This window comes from Arthrobacter sp. SAFR-023 (assembly GCF_051965295.1).
Taxonomy (GTDB): Bacteria; Actinomycetota; Actinomycetes; order Actinomycetales; family Micrococcaceae; genus Arthrobacter.
The window spans coordinates 29,457-45,271 of the sequence record NZ_JBQCMF010000001.1 but is presented as its reverse complement, the minus strand read 5'-3'; the positions used below and the strand labels follow the sequence as shown (position 1 = coordinate 45,271).

14 protein-coding genes are annotated in these 15,815 nt (G+C 68.0%); 11 read left to right on the top strand and 3 right to left on the bottom strand.

Going from position 1 to position 15,815, the window contains the following annotated elements; genetic code table 11:
* The first annotated feature begins 17 nt into the window (after nt 1-17).
* Nucleotides 18-1,175 (top strand): D-alanine--D-alanine ligase family protein, encoded by a 1,158-nt coding sequence (locus tag ACTHQX_RS00225; protein WP_440155478.1) that lies wholly within the window; start codon nt 18-20, stop codon nt 1,173-1,175.
* 18 nt (nt 1,176-1,193) lie between these two features.
* Here the strand turns inward: ACTHQX_RS00225 and ACTHQX_RS00220 are convergent, their stop codons facing one another.
* Nucleotides 1,194-1,709: a DUF3515 family protein gene (locus ACTHQX_RS00220; RefSeq protein ID WP_236803802.1), complete on the bottom strand. Its 516-nt coding sequence runs from the start codon at nt 1,707-1,709 to the stop codon at nt 1,194-1,196.
* Nucleotides 1,710-1,833: 124 nt separating this feature from the next.
* On the opposite strand from ACTHQX_RS00220, the gene thiL reads away from it, so the two are divergent.
* From thiL to rsmD, 4 genes are read left to right on the top strand one after another with little or no spacing between them, the layout of a single operon-like run.
* Nucleotides 1,834-2,859: a thiamine-phosphate kinase gene (gene thiL, locus ACTHQX_RS00215; protein ID WP_236803800.1), complete on the top strand. Its 1,026-nt coding sequence runs from the start codon at nt 1,834-1,836 to the stop codon at nt 2,857-2,859.
* A 22-nt stretch (nt 2,860-2,881) separates the two neighbouring features.
* A complete protein-coding gene (locus ACTHQX_RS00210) occupies nt 2,882-3,913 on the top strand; it encodes a DAK2 domain-containing protein (protein ID WP_236803799.1) in 1,032 nt (343 codons plus the stop codon).
* Nucleotides 3,910-6,129: an ATP-dependent DNA helicase RecG gene (locus tag ACTHQX_RS00205; protein ID WP_236803797.1), complete on the top strand. Its 2,220-nt coding sequence runs from the start codon at nt 3,910-3,912 to the stop codon at nt 6,127-6,129. The genes ACTHQX_RS00210 and ACTHQX_RS00205 overlap by 4 nt, the downstream gene beginning before the upstream one ends.
* A gap of 57 nt (nt 6,130-6,186) precedes the next feature.
* Nucleotides 6,187-6,792 carry a 16S rRNA (guanine(966)-N(2))-methyltransferase RsmD gene (gene rsmD / locus ACTHQX_RS00200; RefSeq protein ID WP_236803795.1) on the top strand — a complete coding sequence of 202 codons (606 nt, stop codon included), beginning with the start codon at nt 6,187-6,189 and terminating at the stop codon, nt 6,790-6,792.
* Nucleotides 6,793-6,795: 3 nt separating this feature from the next.
* On the opposite strand, the gene ACTHQX_RS00195 is transcribed toward rsmD, so the two are convergent.
* Nucleotides 6,796-7,578, bottom strand: a complete 783-nt coding sequence (locus ACTHQX_RS00195; protein WP_236803793.1) for a spermidine synthase — start codon at nt 7,576-7,578, stop codon at nt 6,796-6,798.
* A gap of 2 nt (nt 7,579-7,580) precedes the next feature.
* Entirely contained in the window at nt 7,581-8,789 is a 1,209-nt protein-coding gene (locus ACTHQX_RS00190; RefSeq protein WP_236803791.1) for an aminotransferase class I/II-fold pyridoxal phosphate-dependent enzyme, read from the bottom strand.
* 103 nt (nt 8,790-8,892) lie between these two features.
* Between ACTHQX_RS00190 and coaD the strand changes: the two genes are divergently transcribed.
* The 6 genes from coaD (at nt 8,893) to smc (ending at nt 15,790) form a co-directional block, all read left to right on the top strand.
* Nucleotides 8,893-9,372 carry a pantetheine-phosphate adenylyltransferase gene (coaD, locus tag ACTHQX_RS00185; RefSeq protein ID WP_236803789.1) on the top strand — a complete coding sequence of 160 codons (480 nt, stop codon included), beginning with the start codon at nt 8,893-8,895 and terminating at the stop codon, nt 9,370-9,372.
* Between the two features lie 168 nt (nt 9,373-9,540).
* Nucleotides 9,541-10,065 carry a YceD family protein gene (locus ACTHQX_RS00180; protein WP_236803788.1) on the top strand — a complete coding sequence of 175 codons (525 nt, stop codon included), beginning with the start codon at nt 9,541-9,543 and terminating at the stop codon, nt 10,063-10,065.
* A gap of 36 nt (nt 10,066-10,101) precedes the next feature.
* Nucleotides 10,102-10,305 (top strand): 50S ribosomal protein L32, encoded by a 204-nt coding sequence (rpmF, locus tag ACTHQX_RS00175; RefSeq protein ID WP_009356569.1) that lies wholly within the window; start codon nt 10,102-10,104, stop codon nt 10,303-10,305.
* A gap of 21 nt (nt 10,306-10,326) precedes the next feature.
* Nucleotides 10,327-11,082, top strand: a complete 756-nt coding sequence (gene rnc / locus ACTHQX_RS00170; RefSeq protein ID WP_440155066.1) for a ribonuclease III — start codon at nt 10,327-10,329, stop codon at nt 11,080-11,082.
* Between the two features lie 6 nt (nt 11,083-11,088).
* Nucleotides 11,089-12,060, top strand: coding sequence for a bifunctional DNA-formamidopyrimidine glycosylase/DNA-(apurinic or apyrimidinic site) lyase (mutM, locus tag ACTHQX_RS00165; RefSeq protein ID WP_440155065.1), 972 nt, complete (start codon nt 11,089-11,091; stop codon nt 12,058-12,060).
* A gap of 121 nt (nt 12,061-12,181) precedes the next feature.
* A complete protein-coding gene (smc, locus tag ACTHQX_RS00160; RefSeq protein ID WP_440155063.1) occupies nt 12,182-15,790 on the top strand; it encodes a chromosome segregation protein SMC in 3,609 nt (1,202 codons plus the stop codon).
* The last annotated feature ends 25 nt before the right edge of the window (nt 15,791-15,815 follow it).

Below are 15,815 nucleotides of genomic sequence, written 5' to 3'. Positions count from 1 at the left end.
CAGTGTCGGAAGAAAACTTGACCGCAGCGGACAACACCAGCCAGACCAAGGCCGCCCACGGCGGTAGCCAGCCCAAGCCGCGGGTGGCCGTCCTCTTTGGCGGCCGCTCCAGCGAGCACGCCGTCAGTTGCGTAACTGCTGCCGGAGTGCTGGGGGCCATCGACCGGAACAAGTACGACGTCGTTCCCATCGGTATTGCCAAGTCCGGCCAGTGGGTCCTCCCGCCGGGGGACACGGCACAGTGGTCGCTGTCCGCAACCTCGCTTCCGGAGGTCGCCCCGTCGGCTAGGACAGTGAGCATCACGGAGATCGGGGGGGAGCACCAGCTCATCGTGACGGCTCCCAACGAGGTGCCGCAGGAACTTGGATCCGTGGATGTGGTGTTCCCGCTGCTGCATGGGCCGTTCGGCGAGGACGGCACCATCCAGGGGCTTCTGGAACTCTCCGACACCCGCTACGTCGGTGCCGGCGTGCTCGCCTCGGCGGTGGGCATGGACAAGCATTTCATGAAGGTGGTCTTCGAGGCCGCCGGCCTGAAGGTGGGCCCGTACATCGCCGTGACCGACAGGCAGTGGCGCAACGACCCCGAGTCTGTCCGCAAGCAGGTTGACCTGCTGGGCTTCCCGGTGTTCGTCAAGCCCGCCCGCGCCGGATCCTCGATGGGGATCTCCAAAGTTGACTCGCTTGACGGCCTGGACGCCGCGATAGAGGCGGCCCGCGAACATGATCCGAAGCTGGTGATCGAGGCCGGCATCGTGGGCCGGGAAATCGAATGCGCCGTGCTCGAGGGCCGCGGTGGCGATGCGCCGCGCACGTCCCTGCCCGGCGAGATCTCCGTGGCCGGCGGCGGGCACGAGTTCTACGACTTCCAGGCCAAGTACGTGGATGACGCGGCCGCCCTGAGCTGCCCCGCGGACATGCCCGAGGAAGCGATTGCCCGCGTCCGCGAGCTCGCTGCAGCGGCGTTCGACTCTGTGGGAGCGGAGGGCCTGAGCCGGGTCGACTTCTTCTACACTCCGGACGGCGACCTGATCATCAACGAGATCAACACGATGCCCGGATTCACGCCGAAGAGCATGTACCCGCAAATGTGGGCGGCCACCGGACTGAGCTATCCGGAACTGATCGACGAGCTGATCTACCTGGCGCTGACCCGCAAGACCGGCCTGCGCTGACATGTGGGACCTGGCCCGCTACTTGCTGGTGGGCAGGTCCTGCAGATCCTCCTGGCCCACGCAGTTGCGGCTGGCCTTGATCTTTGCGGCTGCGGCGGACAGGTCAGCCAGGACGGTGGCCGAGCTGATCTTGTCCGGATCCATCAGGATTTCCGTGGCGGGTTCCCGGCCGTAGGTGGTCAGCGTCCACACGGGGCTGCCCTCCTTGATGACCCAGTCGACGTCGTTGACGCTGACGCAGCGGTCCGTGGTGGGTCCGGGGACGTTGACGCCGCACCGCAGGACCACCTGCGAGGGGTCGCCCCAGGCGGCGGTGGCCTGACTGTTCGTCTTCCGCAGGCGGGCCTCGCCGATCGCATCCGGAAGGGCCACCATCATCGGGGCGCAGGCCGGATTGGCTGCGTCGGCGGCGGGGGCAACATCGACGGCGGGTGAACAGCCGCCCAGCACCAGTCCAGTCAGCGCGGTGCCCACGGCCACTGTCAGCCTGCGGATGGGTTTCTGGACAGGGTTCTCGGCAGGCGGGTATTGCATCCTTCAAGCCTATCGTTCCGCGCAGAGCCGGACTGACCGCCGAATGACGCCCGCACTTCGTGCTGGCCGGGCCCGGAAACCCGGCCAGCCAAAGAATGTCCGTCCGTGGCGGTAGCGTAGTGGCGTGCCCCAAACACCATTGACTGTCGCCCAGCTGTCCGAAGCGGAGCTTCTGGTACGGATCTTCCCGCGCCTGGAACTCAATGCCTTGCACAGTGCCGCCGTGCTCCTTGGACCGGGCGATGACGCCGCCATTATTGCTGTTCCGGACGGCAGAACGGTCATCAGCATCGACACCCAGGTCCAGGACCAGGATTTTCGGCTTGAGTGGCGCAACGGCTACCGGACCACCGGATATGACGTCGGGTGGAAGGCCGCGGCGCAGAACCTGAGCGACATCAACGCCATGGGTGCCTCGGCAACGTCCATGGTGGTGAGCCTGACCCTGCCGCCTCGCACGCCGGTCGGATGGGTGGAGGACCTGGCGGACGGCCTCACGGCCGCCATCAGCAAGCTGGGCGCGCGTGCCTGTTCTGTCGCGGGCGGCGACCTTGGCCGCGGCCGCGAACTGTCCGTCACCGTCGCGGTCCTCGGCACGCTCGACGGTGGCAAGCCGGTACTCCGGTCCGGCGCCCAGGCAGGCGATACCGTGGCCATCGCCGGGCGGGCAGGCTGGGCTGCCGCCGGGCTGGCACTGCTGGAGTCCGCCCATCAGGTGGGTTCCCTTTCACCGGGCCTGCTGTCCTTCCTTGAGCTTCAGTGCCGGCCGGAGCCGCCCCTGGAGGCCGGGCCGCTGGCACGCATGTCCGGAGCCACAGCGATGATGGACATTTCCGACGGCCTGGTGCGGGACGGAACCAGGATGGCGGTGGCCAGCCACGCTGTGCTGGACTTGGATCCCGGGCACCTTGGCCAGCTCGCCGAGCCCCTCCGCCCCGCGGCCACCCTCCTGGGTGCCGACCCGCGCGCGTGGGTACTCGGCGGCGGGGAAGACCACGGGCTCCTGGCCACATTCCCGGCGGGCATGCAGGTGCCGCCCGGCTTTACTGGGATAGGCTCAGTACAAGCCTGCGGCGCCGACAAGGCGCCCGGCGTGACGATCGCGGGACGGCCCGCTGACTCCGTGGGATGGGATCACTTTGCAGACTAAGGTTGCCGCGAACGCGCAAGCGATGAAGCGGTGGTTGGGCAAGGCCGAAACCGCACTGGGCAACCACAGCGACCGCCTGAACGCCATCAATATCTTCCCGGTAGCCGACGGCGATACCGGTACCAACCTCTACCTCACGGTCCGCGCCGCCCACCGGGCGCTCCAGGACGCCGTCCCCGCAGACGCAGGCCCCATGCAGATGCAGATGCAGGTGCCGGAGCAGGCCGGGCACCCGGCACAGCTCAATGACGTGGGCGCCGTTCTGGCGCATGCCGGGCAGGCGGCCATGGAGCAGGCCAAGGGGAACTCAGGCACGCTGTTCTCCGTCTTCCTCTGCGCAGCGGCCGAACCGCTGGCCGGACACGCCAGGCTCACCTCCTCGCTCCTCGCAGCTGCCCTCAACCGGGCGCAGATCAGGGCCTGGTCAGCGCTCAGCGACCCCGTTCCCGGCACCATGCTGTCCGTGATGGAGGCGGCGGGGCGGGCCGCGGCCGCCGTCGACGCCGGCCAGAACGGCAACGACAGCAACCATGCCCTGGGCCTGGTCCTGGATGCGGCCGTGGCGGCTGCCCTCGAGGCCGTGGTCCGCACGGAGGGGCAGCTTGATGCCCTGCAGGCCGCGCACGTGGTGGACGCCGGCGGCGTGGGAATGCTGTTGATCTTGGATTGCCTCCGCTCGGCGGTGCTCGGCGAGGAACTCCGCAGCGAGCTTTTGGACGGCCTGCACGGGTACGACCTCCAGGACCCCCACATCCACACCGGCATGCCGGACGACGACGGCGTGGAGGTCATGTGCACCATCAGCCTGTCCCCGCTGGACGCCGCCACCCTCAGGCAGCGCCTGGATGAACTCGGCGACTCCGTCATCATGAGCCAGGCTGGCCCTTCCGCCGATGCCGAGGGCCGGTACCGGTGGCGTGTCCACGTGCACGTCCCTGACCCCGCTCCGGCCCTTGGCGTGATCAGGTCGCTGGGCAATCCGGCGGACGTCTCCGTCAGCGAGCTCGCCCTGCCCCGGGACCCGTCGGGAGAAGTGGGCGCCGAAGGACGATGAACGCCGAACTGGAACTCGGCCTGGAGCGCCGGGTCGGCAAGCGCTCCGCGGCGGCCATCGAGAAGCACCTTGGCATCACCACCGTCGGCGGCCTGCTGAACCACTTCCCGCGCCGCTACCTCAACCGCGGTGAGCTGACGCGCATCAGCGAACTTCCGTTCGATGAGGAAGCGACACTGATCGCCCGCGTCGTCTCCAACAGCACCCGGCAGATGCGCGCGCGGAAAGGCTCCATCACCGACGTCGTCGTTACCGATGACGCCGGCACGGGCACACTGAAAATCAGTTTCTTCAACGGCCGTCTCGCCAGGGCCGAGCTGCATCCCGGCCGGCGGGCCATGTTCTCCGGGAAGGTGACGCGCTACCAGGGTTCACTGGGGCTGACCAACCCGAACTACCAACTGCTGGACAAGGACCCGGATGTCCCGGACATGGACCCTGAAAAGCTCGCGGCCATGCCCATCCCGATCTACCCGGCCACCGCAGGCCTTACCAGCTGGTCCATCCAGAAGGTCGTGAAAGCCCTGCTGGAAACCGCGGACCTGGACGCCTTGCCGGACCCGTTGCCGGCGGCCATATCAGCGCGGGAAAAATTCCTTCCGGTGCCGGAGGCTTACCGGCTCATCCACGCCCCGGAGACCGCGCAGGACTGGCGCAATGCCAGGGACCGGTTCCGCTATCAGGAAGCCCTGGTCCTCCAGTCGGCTCTGGCCCGGCGCCGGGCCCAGCTCGCTTCCGAGGAGGCCACCGCCCGGCGTCCCGTGCCGGAGGGGCTGCTCGCGGCCTTCGACCGCCAGCTGCCGTTCACCCTGACCGCGGGCCAGTCCGCCGTCGGCAAGACCCTCTCGGAGGAGCTGTCGCAGGACTGGCCCATGAACAGGCTGCTGCAGGGCGAGGTAGGCTCCGGAAAAACCATCGTGGCGCTGCGGGCCATGCTCCAGGTGGTCGACGCCGGGGGACAGGCAGCGCTGCTGGCGCCCACGGAAGTGTTGGCGGCACAGCACTTCGATTCCATCCGGCGGACACTTGGCGAGCTGTCCCGCGACGGGCTCCTGGGCGGGCTGGGCGACCATTCGGTGCAGGTCAGCCTGCTTACCGGCTCCATGCCGACTGCCGCGCGCAAGCAGGCGCTGCTCGACGCCGCGTCCGGCACTGCCGGGATCGTCATCGGCACCCACGCGCTGTTGAGCGACAACGTCACCTTCTTTGACCTGGGCCTCATCGTGGTGGATGAGCAGCACCGTTTCGGCGTGGAACAGCGCGATGCCCTGCGTGCCAAGGCCAGCAAGCCGCCGCACCTGCTGGTCATGACCGCCACCCCGATCCCCAGGACCGTGGCCATGACGGTGTTCGGCGACCTTGAAACATCCGTGCTTGACGAACTGCCCGCCGGCCGGGCACCCATCACCACGCACGTCGTCGGCCTCGCGGAAAACCCCGCCTGGGCCGGCCGCATCTGGTCCCGCTCCCGCGAAGAGATCGAGTCGGGCCACCAGGTCTACGTCGTGTGCCCCAAGATCGGGGCGGACGACGACGGCGACTTCACTCCCGGTGAAGCGGAACCCGACCCCGGGGAACTGGAGGGAGACGGAGCCGCGCGCGAACTGGCCTCCGTGACCGCCGTCGTCGAACACCTCAGGGAGGAACCGGCCTTGGCCGGAGTGGCGCTGGCGCCACTCCACGGGCGCCAGGACCCGGTGCTGAAGTCGGAGACCATGGCCTCCTTCACGGCCAACAAGACCAAGCTGCTGGTATCCACCACCGTCATCGAGGTGGGCGTGGACGTGCATAACGCCACCCTGATGGTCATCCTGGACGCGGACCGCTTCGGCATCTCCCAGCTTCACCAGCTCCGCGGGCGCGTGGGCCGGGGAGGGCTGCCGGGCACGTGCCTGCTCGTGACCACCCTCGAACCGGGGCACCCGAGCCGGCGCCGGCTGGACGCCGTCGCCGCCACCACCGACGGCTTCGAGCTTTCCCAGGAGGACCTGAAGCTGCGCCGCGAGGGCGACATCCTCGGCGCCTCGCAGTCCGGGGGCCGGTCCACGCTGAAGTTGCTCCGTGTCCTGGAGCACGAGGACATCATTGCCCGGGCCCGGCAGGACGCCCAGAAGATTGTGGGCACAGACCCTGCGCTGGCCGGCCAGGCGGCACTTGCAGAGGCCATTGACGAGTACCTGAACCCCGAGAAGGAGGCGTTCCTTGAACGCGGCTAGCACGATGACCCTGCCACCCGCACTGCCGCAGGCAGGGGACAGCGCGGGGGCCGGCGCATGAGCAGGATCGTTGCCGGCGCCGCGGGCGGAACCCCGCTGGCCAACGTGCCAGGTTCAATGACGCGGCCCACCACGGACCGGGTCAAGGAGGCGCTGTTTTCCCGGCTGGACGCGTTTAACGTGCTCGGCGGCGCCCGCGTCCTGGACCTCTACGCGGGATCCGGTGCGCTGGGGGTCGAGAGCGCCAGCAGAGGGGCGGAAACGGTCGATCTCGTGGAGTTCGACGCGAAGGCCAGCGCCGTGTGCCAGCGGAACGCGGACCTCATCAACGGAGTCCTGGGCCGCAAGGCCGTCACGGTGCACCGCTCCAAAGTGGAATCCTTCCTCGAGCGGACGGCCGCGGACACCGCATGGGACGTCGCGTTCCTGGACCCGCCTTACCCCCTCGACGAGCCCGCGCTGGCGTCCGTCCTGCAAAAGCTTGCCCCGCACCTCAGCGACGGGGCGGTGGTAGTGGTCGAACGGTCGTCGCGCTCTACCGAACCGGGGTGGCCCGGAGGCCTGGAGCGCTTTGCCGAGAAGAAGTACGGCGAGACACGGCTGTGGTACGCCGAACCGTCCAGCGGCCAGGATGTGGACCTCGCGCTGGAGGCCGAGGACTAGCTCCTAGTCGGACAACCCGTCCAGTTCCACACCGGCCAGGACTTTGGCCGGATGGGGGCCGCGGGCTGTCAGGGCGGCGGTCCACTCGGGCGGCCACGGCCTGCGGGTGCCGGCAAGGATGATGTTCCCGGGATACTTGCCCGCGAACATGCCCGCCTCGGCGCAGGCTGCGACGTCGGTCATGGCCCTGCGCAGCGCAGCCACCTGGCTCCGGACGAGCGTCAGGCCCGGCTCGTCGCCCACATTCACAATCAACACGCCCCGCTCCGAGAGAAGGGCCGCGGCCTCCTGGTAGAACCCGGTGCAGGCGATGTGTTCCGGTGCCTCCGGCCCGGAGAAGATGTCCAGGATGACAACGTCGAAACGCAGGTCCGGCGGCAGCTCGGCCAGGGCGGCGCGGGCGTCGCCGATGACCGTGTGGAGGTCGGTTCCGTCCGGCAGCGGCAGCCGCTCCAGCACGAAGTCCAGCAGCTCCCGTTCCAGTTCCACGGCGTATTGGACGGAGCCGGGGCGGGTCGCCTGGATGTACCGTGCCAGGGTCAGCGCCCCGGCCCCCAGATGCAGGGCACGGATGGGTTCACCCCACGGAGCGGCGAGGTCCACGACGTGCCCGACACGGCGCAGGTATTCGTAGAAGATGTCCTCGGGGTCGGCCAGGTCCACGTGGGACTGCTCGGCGCCGCCGATGCTGAGCACGAAACCCCCGTCAGTGTAGGTATCCGGTTCGATGACGGCGTGCTGGCCGGTGGCGCGCAGAAAGCGCGATGCCCGGGCTCCGCCGGGCATGGTCAGAGCCTGTCCCGGAGGGTCGCCAGCCGCGCGGCGGCCTCCTCGAGGACTTCGTCGCGCTTGCAGAACGCGAACCGCAGCAGGCTGCGCGTCCGCTCCGCGCCCTCGGGGTGGCAGAACACGGGCACCGGAATGGCCGCCACTCCCACTAGCGCGGGCAGGCGGCGGGCCAGGTCCACCGAGTCGCGGATGCCCAGCGGGGAGGTGTCCACGTTGACGAAGTAGGTGCCGTCGGGGGTGAACACCTCCAGTCCGGCCGCGCGCAGCCCCTCACTCAGGATGTCGCGCTTTTTCCGCAGCGTGGCGGAGATGCCCTGGTAGAATTCGTCGGGCAGGGCCAGGCCGGTGGCGATGGCACTCTGGAACGGGGTGCCGGAACTGTAGGTGAGGAACTGCTTCACGGTACGGACCGCCGCTACGAGGTGCTCAGGGCCGCTCAGCCACCCGACCTTCCAGCCCGTAAACGAGAACGTCTTGCCTGCCGAGGAAATGGTGACCGTCCTGTCGGCGGCCCCCGGCAGCGTGGCCACCGGAATGTGGGTGACGCCGAACGTGAGGTGCTCGTAAACCTCGTCCGTGATGATGATCGCGTCATGCTTCCGGGCTAGGTCGACGACGCGCTGAAGCACCTCGCGCGGGAAGACCGCACCGGTCGGGTTGTGCGGGTTGTTCAGCAGCACGACTTTGGTGCGGTCGGTGAACGCCGCCTCCAGGGCTGCGGAGTCGGGCAGGAAATCGGGGGCCAGCAGCGGGGCCGTGACATGCGTGGCGCCGGAGAGCCCGATGATCGCACCGTAGGAGTCGTAAAACGGCTCGAAGGTCAGGACCTCATCGCCGGGGCCGACGAAGGCCAGCAGTGACGCGGCAATTGCCTCGGTGGCTCCGGTGGTGACGATAATTTCAGTGTCCGGGTCCGGCTCCAGCCCGTAGAACCTCTTCTGGTGTGCGGACACGGCCTTCCGGAGCTGGGGGACCCCCTTGCCGGGCGCGTACTGGTTGGAGCCCTCGGCAATCGCGGCCTGGGCGGCCGCCTTGATCTCCGCGGGGCCGTCCTCGTCAGGAAATCCCTGCCCCAGGTTGATGGCACCGGTCTGCATGGCGAGCGTGGTCATCTCCTCGAAGATGGTCACACCCAAAGTGCCGTTCCCCGCCAGCAGGTTCGCTCCGGTGGCCGCACGCTGCCAGGGAGCCGGAAGGGTTTCTGTCATTGGTTTCCTGCCTGTCTGTTCGGCACTCTTTTCAGCCGCGGGCGCGTTCGCGGCCGTGCCCCAGTCATGGTATCCCGGCCTGCGGATACGGTAGGTTCGGAGCATGAGACGCGCCGTATGCCCAGGCTCCTTCGACCCCATCCACAATGGACACCTCGAGGTCATCGCCAGAGCCGCGAGCCTGTTTGATGAAGTGATAGTCGCCGTGTCCACCAACTACGCCAAGAAGTACCGGTTTCCGCTGGAGGAACGGATTGAGATGGCCAGGGAGACACTGGCCTCCCTGCGCGGCATCGTCGTGGAACCCGTCGGGGAGGGACTCCTGGCGGAGTACTGCCGGCAGCGCGGGGTGTCCGCCATCGTGAAGGGGCTGCGGTCGTCGTCGGACTTTGACTACGAGCTTCCCATGGCGACGATGAACCGCCAGCTGAGCGGGGTGGAGACCGTGTTCCTTCCGGCAGAGGCGCACTACCTTCACCTGTCATCAACCCTGATCAAGGAAGTTGCCAGCCTGGGCGGCAGCGTCTCCGAGTACGTTCCCAGGTCCGTGCTGAAACGGCTTCTGGCTGGCGGCGCGCCTTAGGCCCGCCAGCCCTGAAGGGGGTAGGCTTGTCCGGTACGTTTCCGGTGCACGCCGGCCGCGTGCCCCGGCGTGGCATCCGGTTTGAGTCCGTCAGGGAGTTCAGGCTAAGATGGTACGTCGGTCATATGTTCAACAGGAGTTCTCATTAAGCGAGATGCAAGTTCGCCCTTGATGTTAGATGTCAAGGACCTCGGGCGCAGCCCGGGGAGCATGCGTACACTGACGGAACATCTACCCGCGCCGAAAGATCTCGGCGTGGCGCTCATTGGCGTTCAGGAAGGCTCGGATATCGAGCTCGACCTGAAGCTTGAGGCCGTACACGAAGGAATTCTGGTATCAGGAACCGCCCTTACCGAAGTAAACGGTGAGTGCGGCCGATGCCTGGATCCCCTTGCGTATGACCTTGAGGTCAATGTGCAAGAACTTTTCCTCTACGAAGGCGTACTGCTTTCCGACGGGGAAGACGATGAAGAGCAACGTCGAGTCGAGCACGATCTGATCGATCTTGAGCCGGTGTTGCGGGACGCAGTCGTGACCGCGCTGCCGTTCCAGCCGGTGTGCCGGGAAGACTGCCAGGGTCTGTGTTCCGAATGCGGAGCGCGCCTGGAAGACGAGCCGGGGCACCACCACGAGGTCGTAGATCCTCGCTGGGCTGCCCTAGCTGATCTGGCTAAGCCTGACCGGCAAAATTGATTTGTAAGTGTTTTTCTAGAGAGAAATGAGTTAGCCGTGGCTGTTCCCAAGCGGAAAATGTCTCGCTCGAATACCCGCGCCCGTCGTTCCCAGTGGAAGGCAACTGCCCCCCACCTGGTGAAGACCGTCGAGAACGGCCAGGTCACCTACAGCCTGCCGCACCAGGCAAAGGTCGTCACCGACTCGGCTGGCACTGCGCTGTTCCTTGAGTACAAGGGCCGCAAGGTCGCGGACGTCTAATCGGCCTACAAGTCGATCAGGATGTCTTCAACTGAAGAGCTTCTGAAGCGTCTCGGTGTCTTCATTGACGCCGGGACGCTTCGTCTTGCTCTGACACACCGTTCGTACGCCTACGAAAACGGCGGCATACCCACCAACGAGCGCCTTGAGTTCCTGGGTGACTCCATCCTGGGCTTCTCCGTCACCGATGCGCTGTACCGCGACAACCCGACGCTCCCCGAGGGCGACCTGGCCAAGCGCCGGTCGGCCGTGGTGAGCACCCGGGCCCTCGCCGGCATCGGCCGCAGCCTGGGCATCGGGGACTACATCTACCTTGGCCAGGGGGAGAAGCTCACCGAAGGCAAGAACAAGGCCTCGATTCTGGCTGACACCATGGAAGCCCTCATTGGCGCTACCTACGTGTCCAACGACATCGAGACCGCCCGCCAGCTGGTGATGCGCCTCATTGGTCCGCTCCTGAAGGACGCCGCGGCGCTCGGTGCCGGCACGGACTGGAAAACCAGCATCCAGGAGCTGGCCGCGGGCCGTCAGCTGGGCAGCATCTACTACGCCGTTGAGGGCTCCGGCCCGGACCACGCGCGCACCTTCGTCGCCCAACTTCAGATCGGCGGAACCGCCTACGGCACAGGCTCCGGCCACTCCAAGAAGGAAGCCGAGCAGGAAGCTGCCGCGGACGCCTGGCGGAAGCTTTCGGGCGCGGCAGTCAAGGTCGCCGACGCGGAGCCTGCACCGGCAGACGCAGCGGCGGCTCCGTCGGATACCGCCGCGGGCAGCTAAGCGCCGGTGCCTGAACTTCCCGAAGTGGAGGTGGTCCGGCGCGGCCTGGTCAACTGGGTCCGCGGCCGGACCGTCACCGGCGTCGACGTTGTGGACCCGAGATCCGTGCGCCGGCACGCGCTGGGGCCCGAGGATTTCGCGGGAAACCTTGAGGGAGCCAAAATCCTCGATGTCGTCCGCCGGGGCAAGTTCCTCTGGATGCCGCTGCAGGAAGACGGTGTGTCCCGTGGCAGCACCGGTAGCGGCGGTTCGGGGCTGCCCGGCGTCGCGCTGATGGCCCACCTCGGCATGAGCGGCCAGCTCCTGATGCAGGACAGCTCCGTTCCGGACGAGAAACACCTGAAGGTCCGCCTGCGGCTGAGTCCGGAGGAAGCCATGCCCGAGCAGTTGCGGTTCGTGGACCAGCGGATCTTCGGCGGCCTGTTCATCACCGCCCTTGTTCCCACGGACGACGGCGGACCCGGCGGGACTGCGGAGGACCCGGTGCCGGTCATTGCGGAGGAAGCCTCGCACATCGCGCGTGACCCCCTGGACCCGCATTTTTCCTTTGACACCTTCTACCGGCGCCTCCGGAAGCGGAAGACCGGGCTGAAACGCGCGCTGCTGGACCAGGGGCTCGTGTCCGGGATCGGCAACATCTACGCTGACGAGGCCCTGTGGCGGGCAAAACTGCATTATGCGCGGCCCACCGACACTCTCCGTCGGGCTGAAGCCGAACGCCTCCTCGCCGCTGCCCGCGACGTGATGGCCGATGCCCTGGCTGCCGGCGGTACGAGCTTCGATTCCTTGTACGTCAACGTCAACGGCGCGTCCGGTTACTTTGAGCGGTCCCTCAATGCCTACGGCAGGGAGGGGCAGGAATGCCGGCGCTGTGCTGCCGCCGGGATCGTCAGCATCATGAGGCGCGAGCAGTTCATGAACCGTTCCTCCTACACTTGCCCCTTATGCCAGCCGCGGCCCCGCAACGGCCGCTGGTGACCATGGACACCTTGGTTGGGAAGGCCCGGAACGCCGCAAATCCGGGGATTCCTGCCCGTTAGCCACTAGATTTGGTGGAGGACCAGCACCCGCTGCAGCCACCTATGGAGATCTGAAAACCTTGCACCTCAAAAGTCTGACCGTCCGGGGCTTCAAGTCGTTTGCGTCGGCCACGACGTTCGACTTCGAGCCTGGCGTCACGGCAGTCGTCGGGCCCAACGGCTCGGGCAAGTCCAACGTCGTGGACGCCCTGGCGTGGGTCATGGGGGAGCAGGGCGCCAAAACCCTCCGCGGCGGCAAGATGGAGGACGTCATCTTTGCCGGCACGTCCGGCCGCCCGCCCCTGGGCCGCGCGCACGTCGCGCTCACCATCGACAACGCCGACGGCGCCCTGCCGATCGAGTACAGCGAAGTCACCATCTCGCGCACGCTCTTCCGCACCGGCGGTTCGGAGTACGCCATCAACGGCTCGGCGTGCCGGCTCCTGGACATCCAGGAACTGCTCTCCGACTCCGGGCTCGGCCGCGAAATGCACGTCATCGTGGGGCAGGGGCAGCTGGACCGCGTCCTGCACGCCACTCCCGAGGACCGCAGGGGCTTCATCGAAGAAGCCGCCGGCATCCTCAAACACCGGCGGCGCAAGGAGAAGACCGTCCGCAAGCTGGAGGCGATGCAGGCCAACCTGCAGCGGCTCAGCGACCTGACCGGGGAAATCCGCCGGCAACTTACACCGCTCGGCAAGCAGGCAGCGGTGGCACGGCGTGCGCAGACTGTCCAGTTCGAGGTCCGCGATGCCCGCGCCAGGCTGCTGGCAGATGACCTGGTCCAGCTCCAGAACACCCTTGCGCAGGACATCGCCGACGAGTCCGCGCTCAAGGCACGGCGCGCCGTCGTCGAAACCGAACTTGAGGGGGGCCGCCGGCGGCAGGCCTCCCTGGAACAGCTTGCGGCGGAGGCGACCCCGCAGCTGAACGCCGCCCGTGACACGTGGTATCAGCTGTCCGCAGGACGCGAGCGGCTGCGCTCCCTCGCATCTTTGGCCCAGGAACGCTGCCGCCTGCTGGGATCCGCGGATCCAGCGCCGGAGCCCGGCCGGGACCCGGACCAGCTGGAGCGGCAGGCGGCGCGCGTCCGCGGCGAGCAGGCGGAGCTGGAGCAGGACATCCTTGCCGGGCGCGCCGCGCTGGAGGCTGCCACCGCCGCCAAATCAGCGGCTGAGGATGCAGCCGCGGCCGAGGAGAAGCGGCTAACTGCCGCGCTGCGCGCAGCCGCAGACCGGCGTGAGGGCTTGGCGCGGCTCGCCGGCCAGGTGGGCGCGGCGCGGTCAAAGGTGGAATCTGCCCAGGCTGAAGTGGGCAGGCTGCGCGAATCTCTGGCAGCAGGCGATGAGCGCCGCCGGCATGCCCAATCCGAGTTCACCGCGCTGGAATCGCAGGTAGCGGGGGTCGAGGACGGCGAGGAAACCCTTGATGCCGAATACGAGGACGCCAGCGCCGCCCTTGACGGCATCCTGGCGGAAATTGATTCGCTGAAAAGCACCGAGCGGGACGCCGTCCGCGAACGGGACGCGCTGAAGGCACGGCACGAGGCCCTCCAGCTGGGCCTCAACCGCAAGGACGGCTCTGAGCATGTCCTCAATGCCGGGGTGGCCGGCACCGTCGGCCCGCTGGCGACTGCACTGACCGTTGAACCGGGCTATGAGGCCGCCGTGGCTGCAGCACTGGGCAGCGCTTCGGACGCCATCGTGGTGCGGGACGCCGGAACGGCAGCAGAACTGGTGCGCCTGCTCAGGGAGGACGACGCCGGCCGTGCCACGCTGCTGCTCGAGGCCGCAGCACCTCCGGCAGGAGCGCCCGCTGCCGCGGGAAAAACCGCTAAAGGAAGCGGTGCCCTGCCAGCCGGGGCCCGCCCGGCGGCGGACCTGGTAACGGCCTCGGGAACCACGGCGGCGGCCGTGCGTACGCTGCTCGCTGCCACCGCCGTCGTCGACGACCATGACACGGCGGCCGAGCTGGTCGCCGGGCGTCCCGACCTTACCGCCGTGACGCTCGCCGGCGACGTCTTCACCGCTTGGACCGTCACCGGCGGTTCCGCGAAGGCGCCCTCGCTGCTTGAGGTGCAGGCCGCCGTCGACGACGCCGCGTCCCGCCTGACGGCGGTCACCGCCGGGCTGGAACAGGGCCGCTTTGCCCTGGCTGCCGCCGAGGCAAGGCGCGCCGAGGCGCAGGAACGCGCGGACGCCGCGCTGGAGCGCCTGCATGAATCGGATGCCCGGCTGGCAGCGGTGGCCGAACGGCTGGGCCACCTCAACTCGGTCCTGCGCAGCGCCGTCGGTGAAAGCGAACGGCTGGCAGCGTCGCTGGCCCGTGCGGAGGCAAACATCGTGGCCGAGCAGGAGGCGCTGACGGCGGTGACAGCCCGGCTGGCGGCCGCCCAGGACGCGCCCGCCGAGGAGGAACCATCCACGGAACACAGGGACGCGCTGGCCCTGGCCGCATCCCAGGCACGGTCGGCCGAAATGGAAGCCCGGCTGTCCCTGCGCAGCCGGGAGGAGCAGCTCACGGCCATCAGCAACCGGGCCGCCTCGCTGGAACGCGCGGCGGCCTCGGAACGCCGGGCGCGTGAACAGGCCGCCGAACGGGCCCGCCGCCGAAGGATCCAGGCCAAGCGGGCGGCGGCCGTCTCGGCTGCGGCGGAGCACCTGATCCGATTCAGCGACGTTTCCGTTGAGCTGGCCGGCCGGGAGCGCGACCTTGCCGAGCAGGTCCGGGAGCAGCGGGACCGGGAACTCTCCGCTATCCGCACGGCCAACGACGCGCTGGCCCGCGAACTGGCGGAACTGACCGACTCGGTGCACCGCGACGAGCTGGCGCGTGCCCAGCAGCGGCTCCGGATCGAGGCGCTGGAAACGAAGTCGGTGGAGGAACTGGGGCTGACGACGGACCAGCTCGTGGCGGACTACGGGCCGGACCAGCCCGTGCCCCTGCCCGCCGCCGCATCCACGGACAAGTGGGCGGCGCTGCGGGCGCCGGTCGATACCGAGGGCCAGCCCGTGGTGGAGGGCGTGCCGTTCGTCCGTGAGGAGCAGGAAAAGCGGCTCCGCAAGGCGGAACGTGACCTGTCATCCCTGGGCAAGGTCAACCCCCTGGCGCTGGAGGAGTTCGCAGCACTGGAGGAACGCCACCAGTTCCTCAGCACCCAGCTGGAGGACCTCAAAGCCAGCCGCAAGGACCTGCTGGACATCATTAAGGAAGTCGATGACCGCGTGCAGAAGGTCTTCTCTGAGGCATTTGCGGACACCTCGGCCCAGTTCGTGCGGGTCTTCGGCCGGCTCTTCCCGGGCGGGGAGGGAAAGCTGGTCCTGACCGACCCCACGGACATGCTCACCACCGGCATCGAGGTCGAAGCCAGGCCCGCGGGCAAGAAAATCAAGCGGCTGTCGCTGCTCTCCGGCGGCGAAAGGTCGCTCACCGCGGTGGCGCTGCTTGTGGCTATCTTCAAAGCCCGGCCCTCGCCGTTCTACGTCATGGACGAGGTCGAAGCGGCGCTGGATGACACCAACCTGGGCCGGCTCATTACGATCTTCGAAGAACTCCGCGAATCCAGCCAGCTGATCGTGATCACCCACCAGAAGCGGACCATGGAAGTGGCCGACGCCCTCTACGGTGTGACCATGCGGGGCGACGGCGTGTCCACGGTCATCAGCCAGCGGCTGGGAGCGGACGTTTAGGGACCTGTGGCTTGTGAGAAGCTAG

Bases quoted from the DNA above. Each gene is read 5' to 3' on its own strand.
- ACTHQX_RS00220 (WP_236803802.1), bottom strand. From the start codon at position 1,709: ATGCAATACCCGCCTGCCGAGAACCCTGTCCAGAAACCCATCCGCAGG.
- ACTHQX_RS00210 (WP_236803799.1), top strand. From the start codon at position 2,882: ATGAAGCGGTGGTTGGGCAAGGCCGAAACCGCACTGGGCAACCACAGC.
- ACTHQX_RS00205 (WP_236803797.1), top strand. From the start codon at position 3,910: ATGAACGCCGAACTGGAACTCGGCCTGGAGCGCCGGGTCGGCAAGCGC.
- rsmD (WP_236803795.1), top strand. From the start codon at position 6,187: ATGAGCAGGATCGTTGCCGGCGCCGCGGGCGGAACCCCGCTGGCCAAC.
- ACTHQX_RS00195 (WP_236803793.1), bottom strand. From the start codon at position 7,578: ATGCCCGGCGGAGCCCGGGCATCGCGCTTTCTGCGCGCCACCGGCCAG.
- ACTHQX_RS00190 (WP_236803791.1), bottom strand. From the start codon at position 8,789: ATGACAGAAACCCTTCCGGCTCCCTGGCAGCGTGCGGCCACCGGAGCG.
- coaD (WP_236803789.1), top strand. From the start codon at position 8,893: ATGAGACGCGCCGTATGCCCAGGCTCCTTCGACCCCATCCACAATGGA.
- rnc (WP_440155066.1), top strand. From the start codon at position 10,327: ATGTCTTCAACTGAAGAGCTTCTGAAGCGTCTCGGTGTCTTCATTGAC.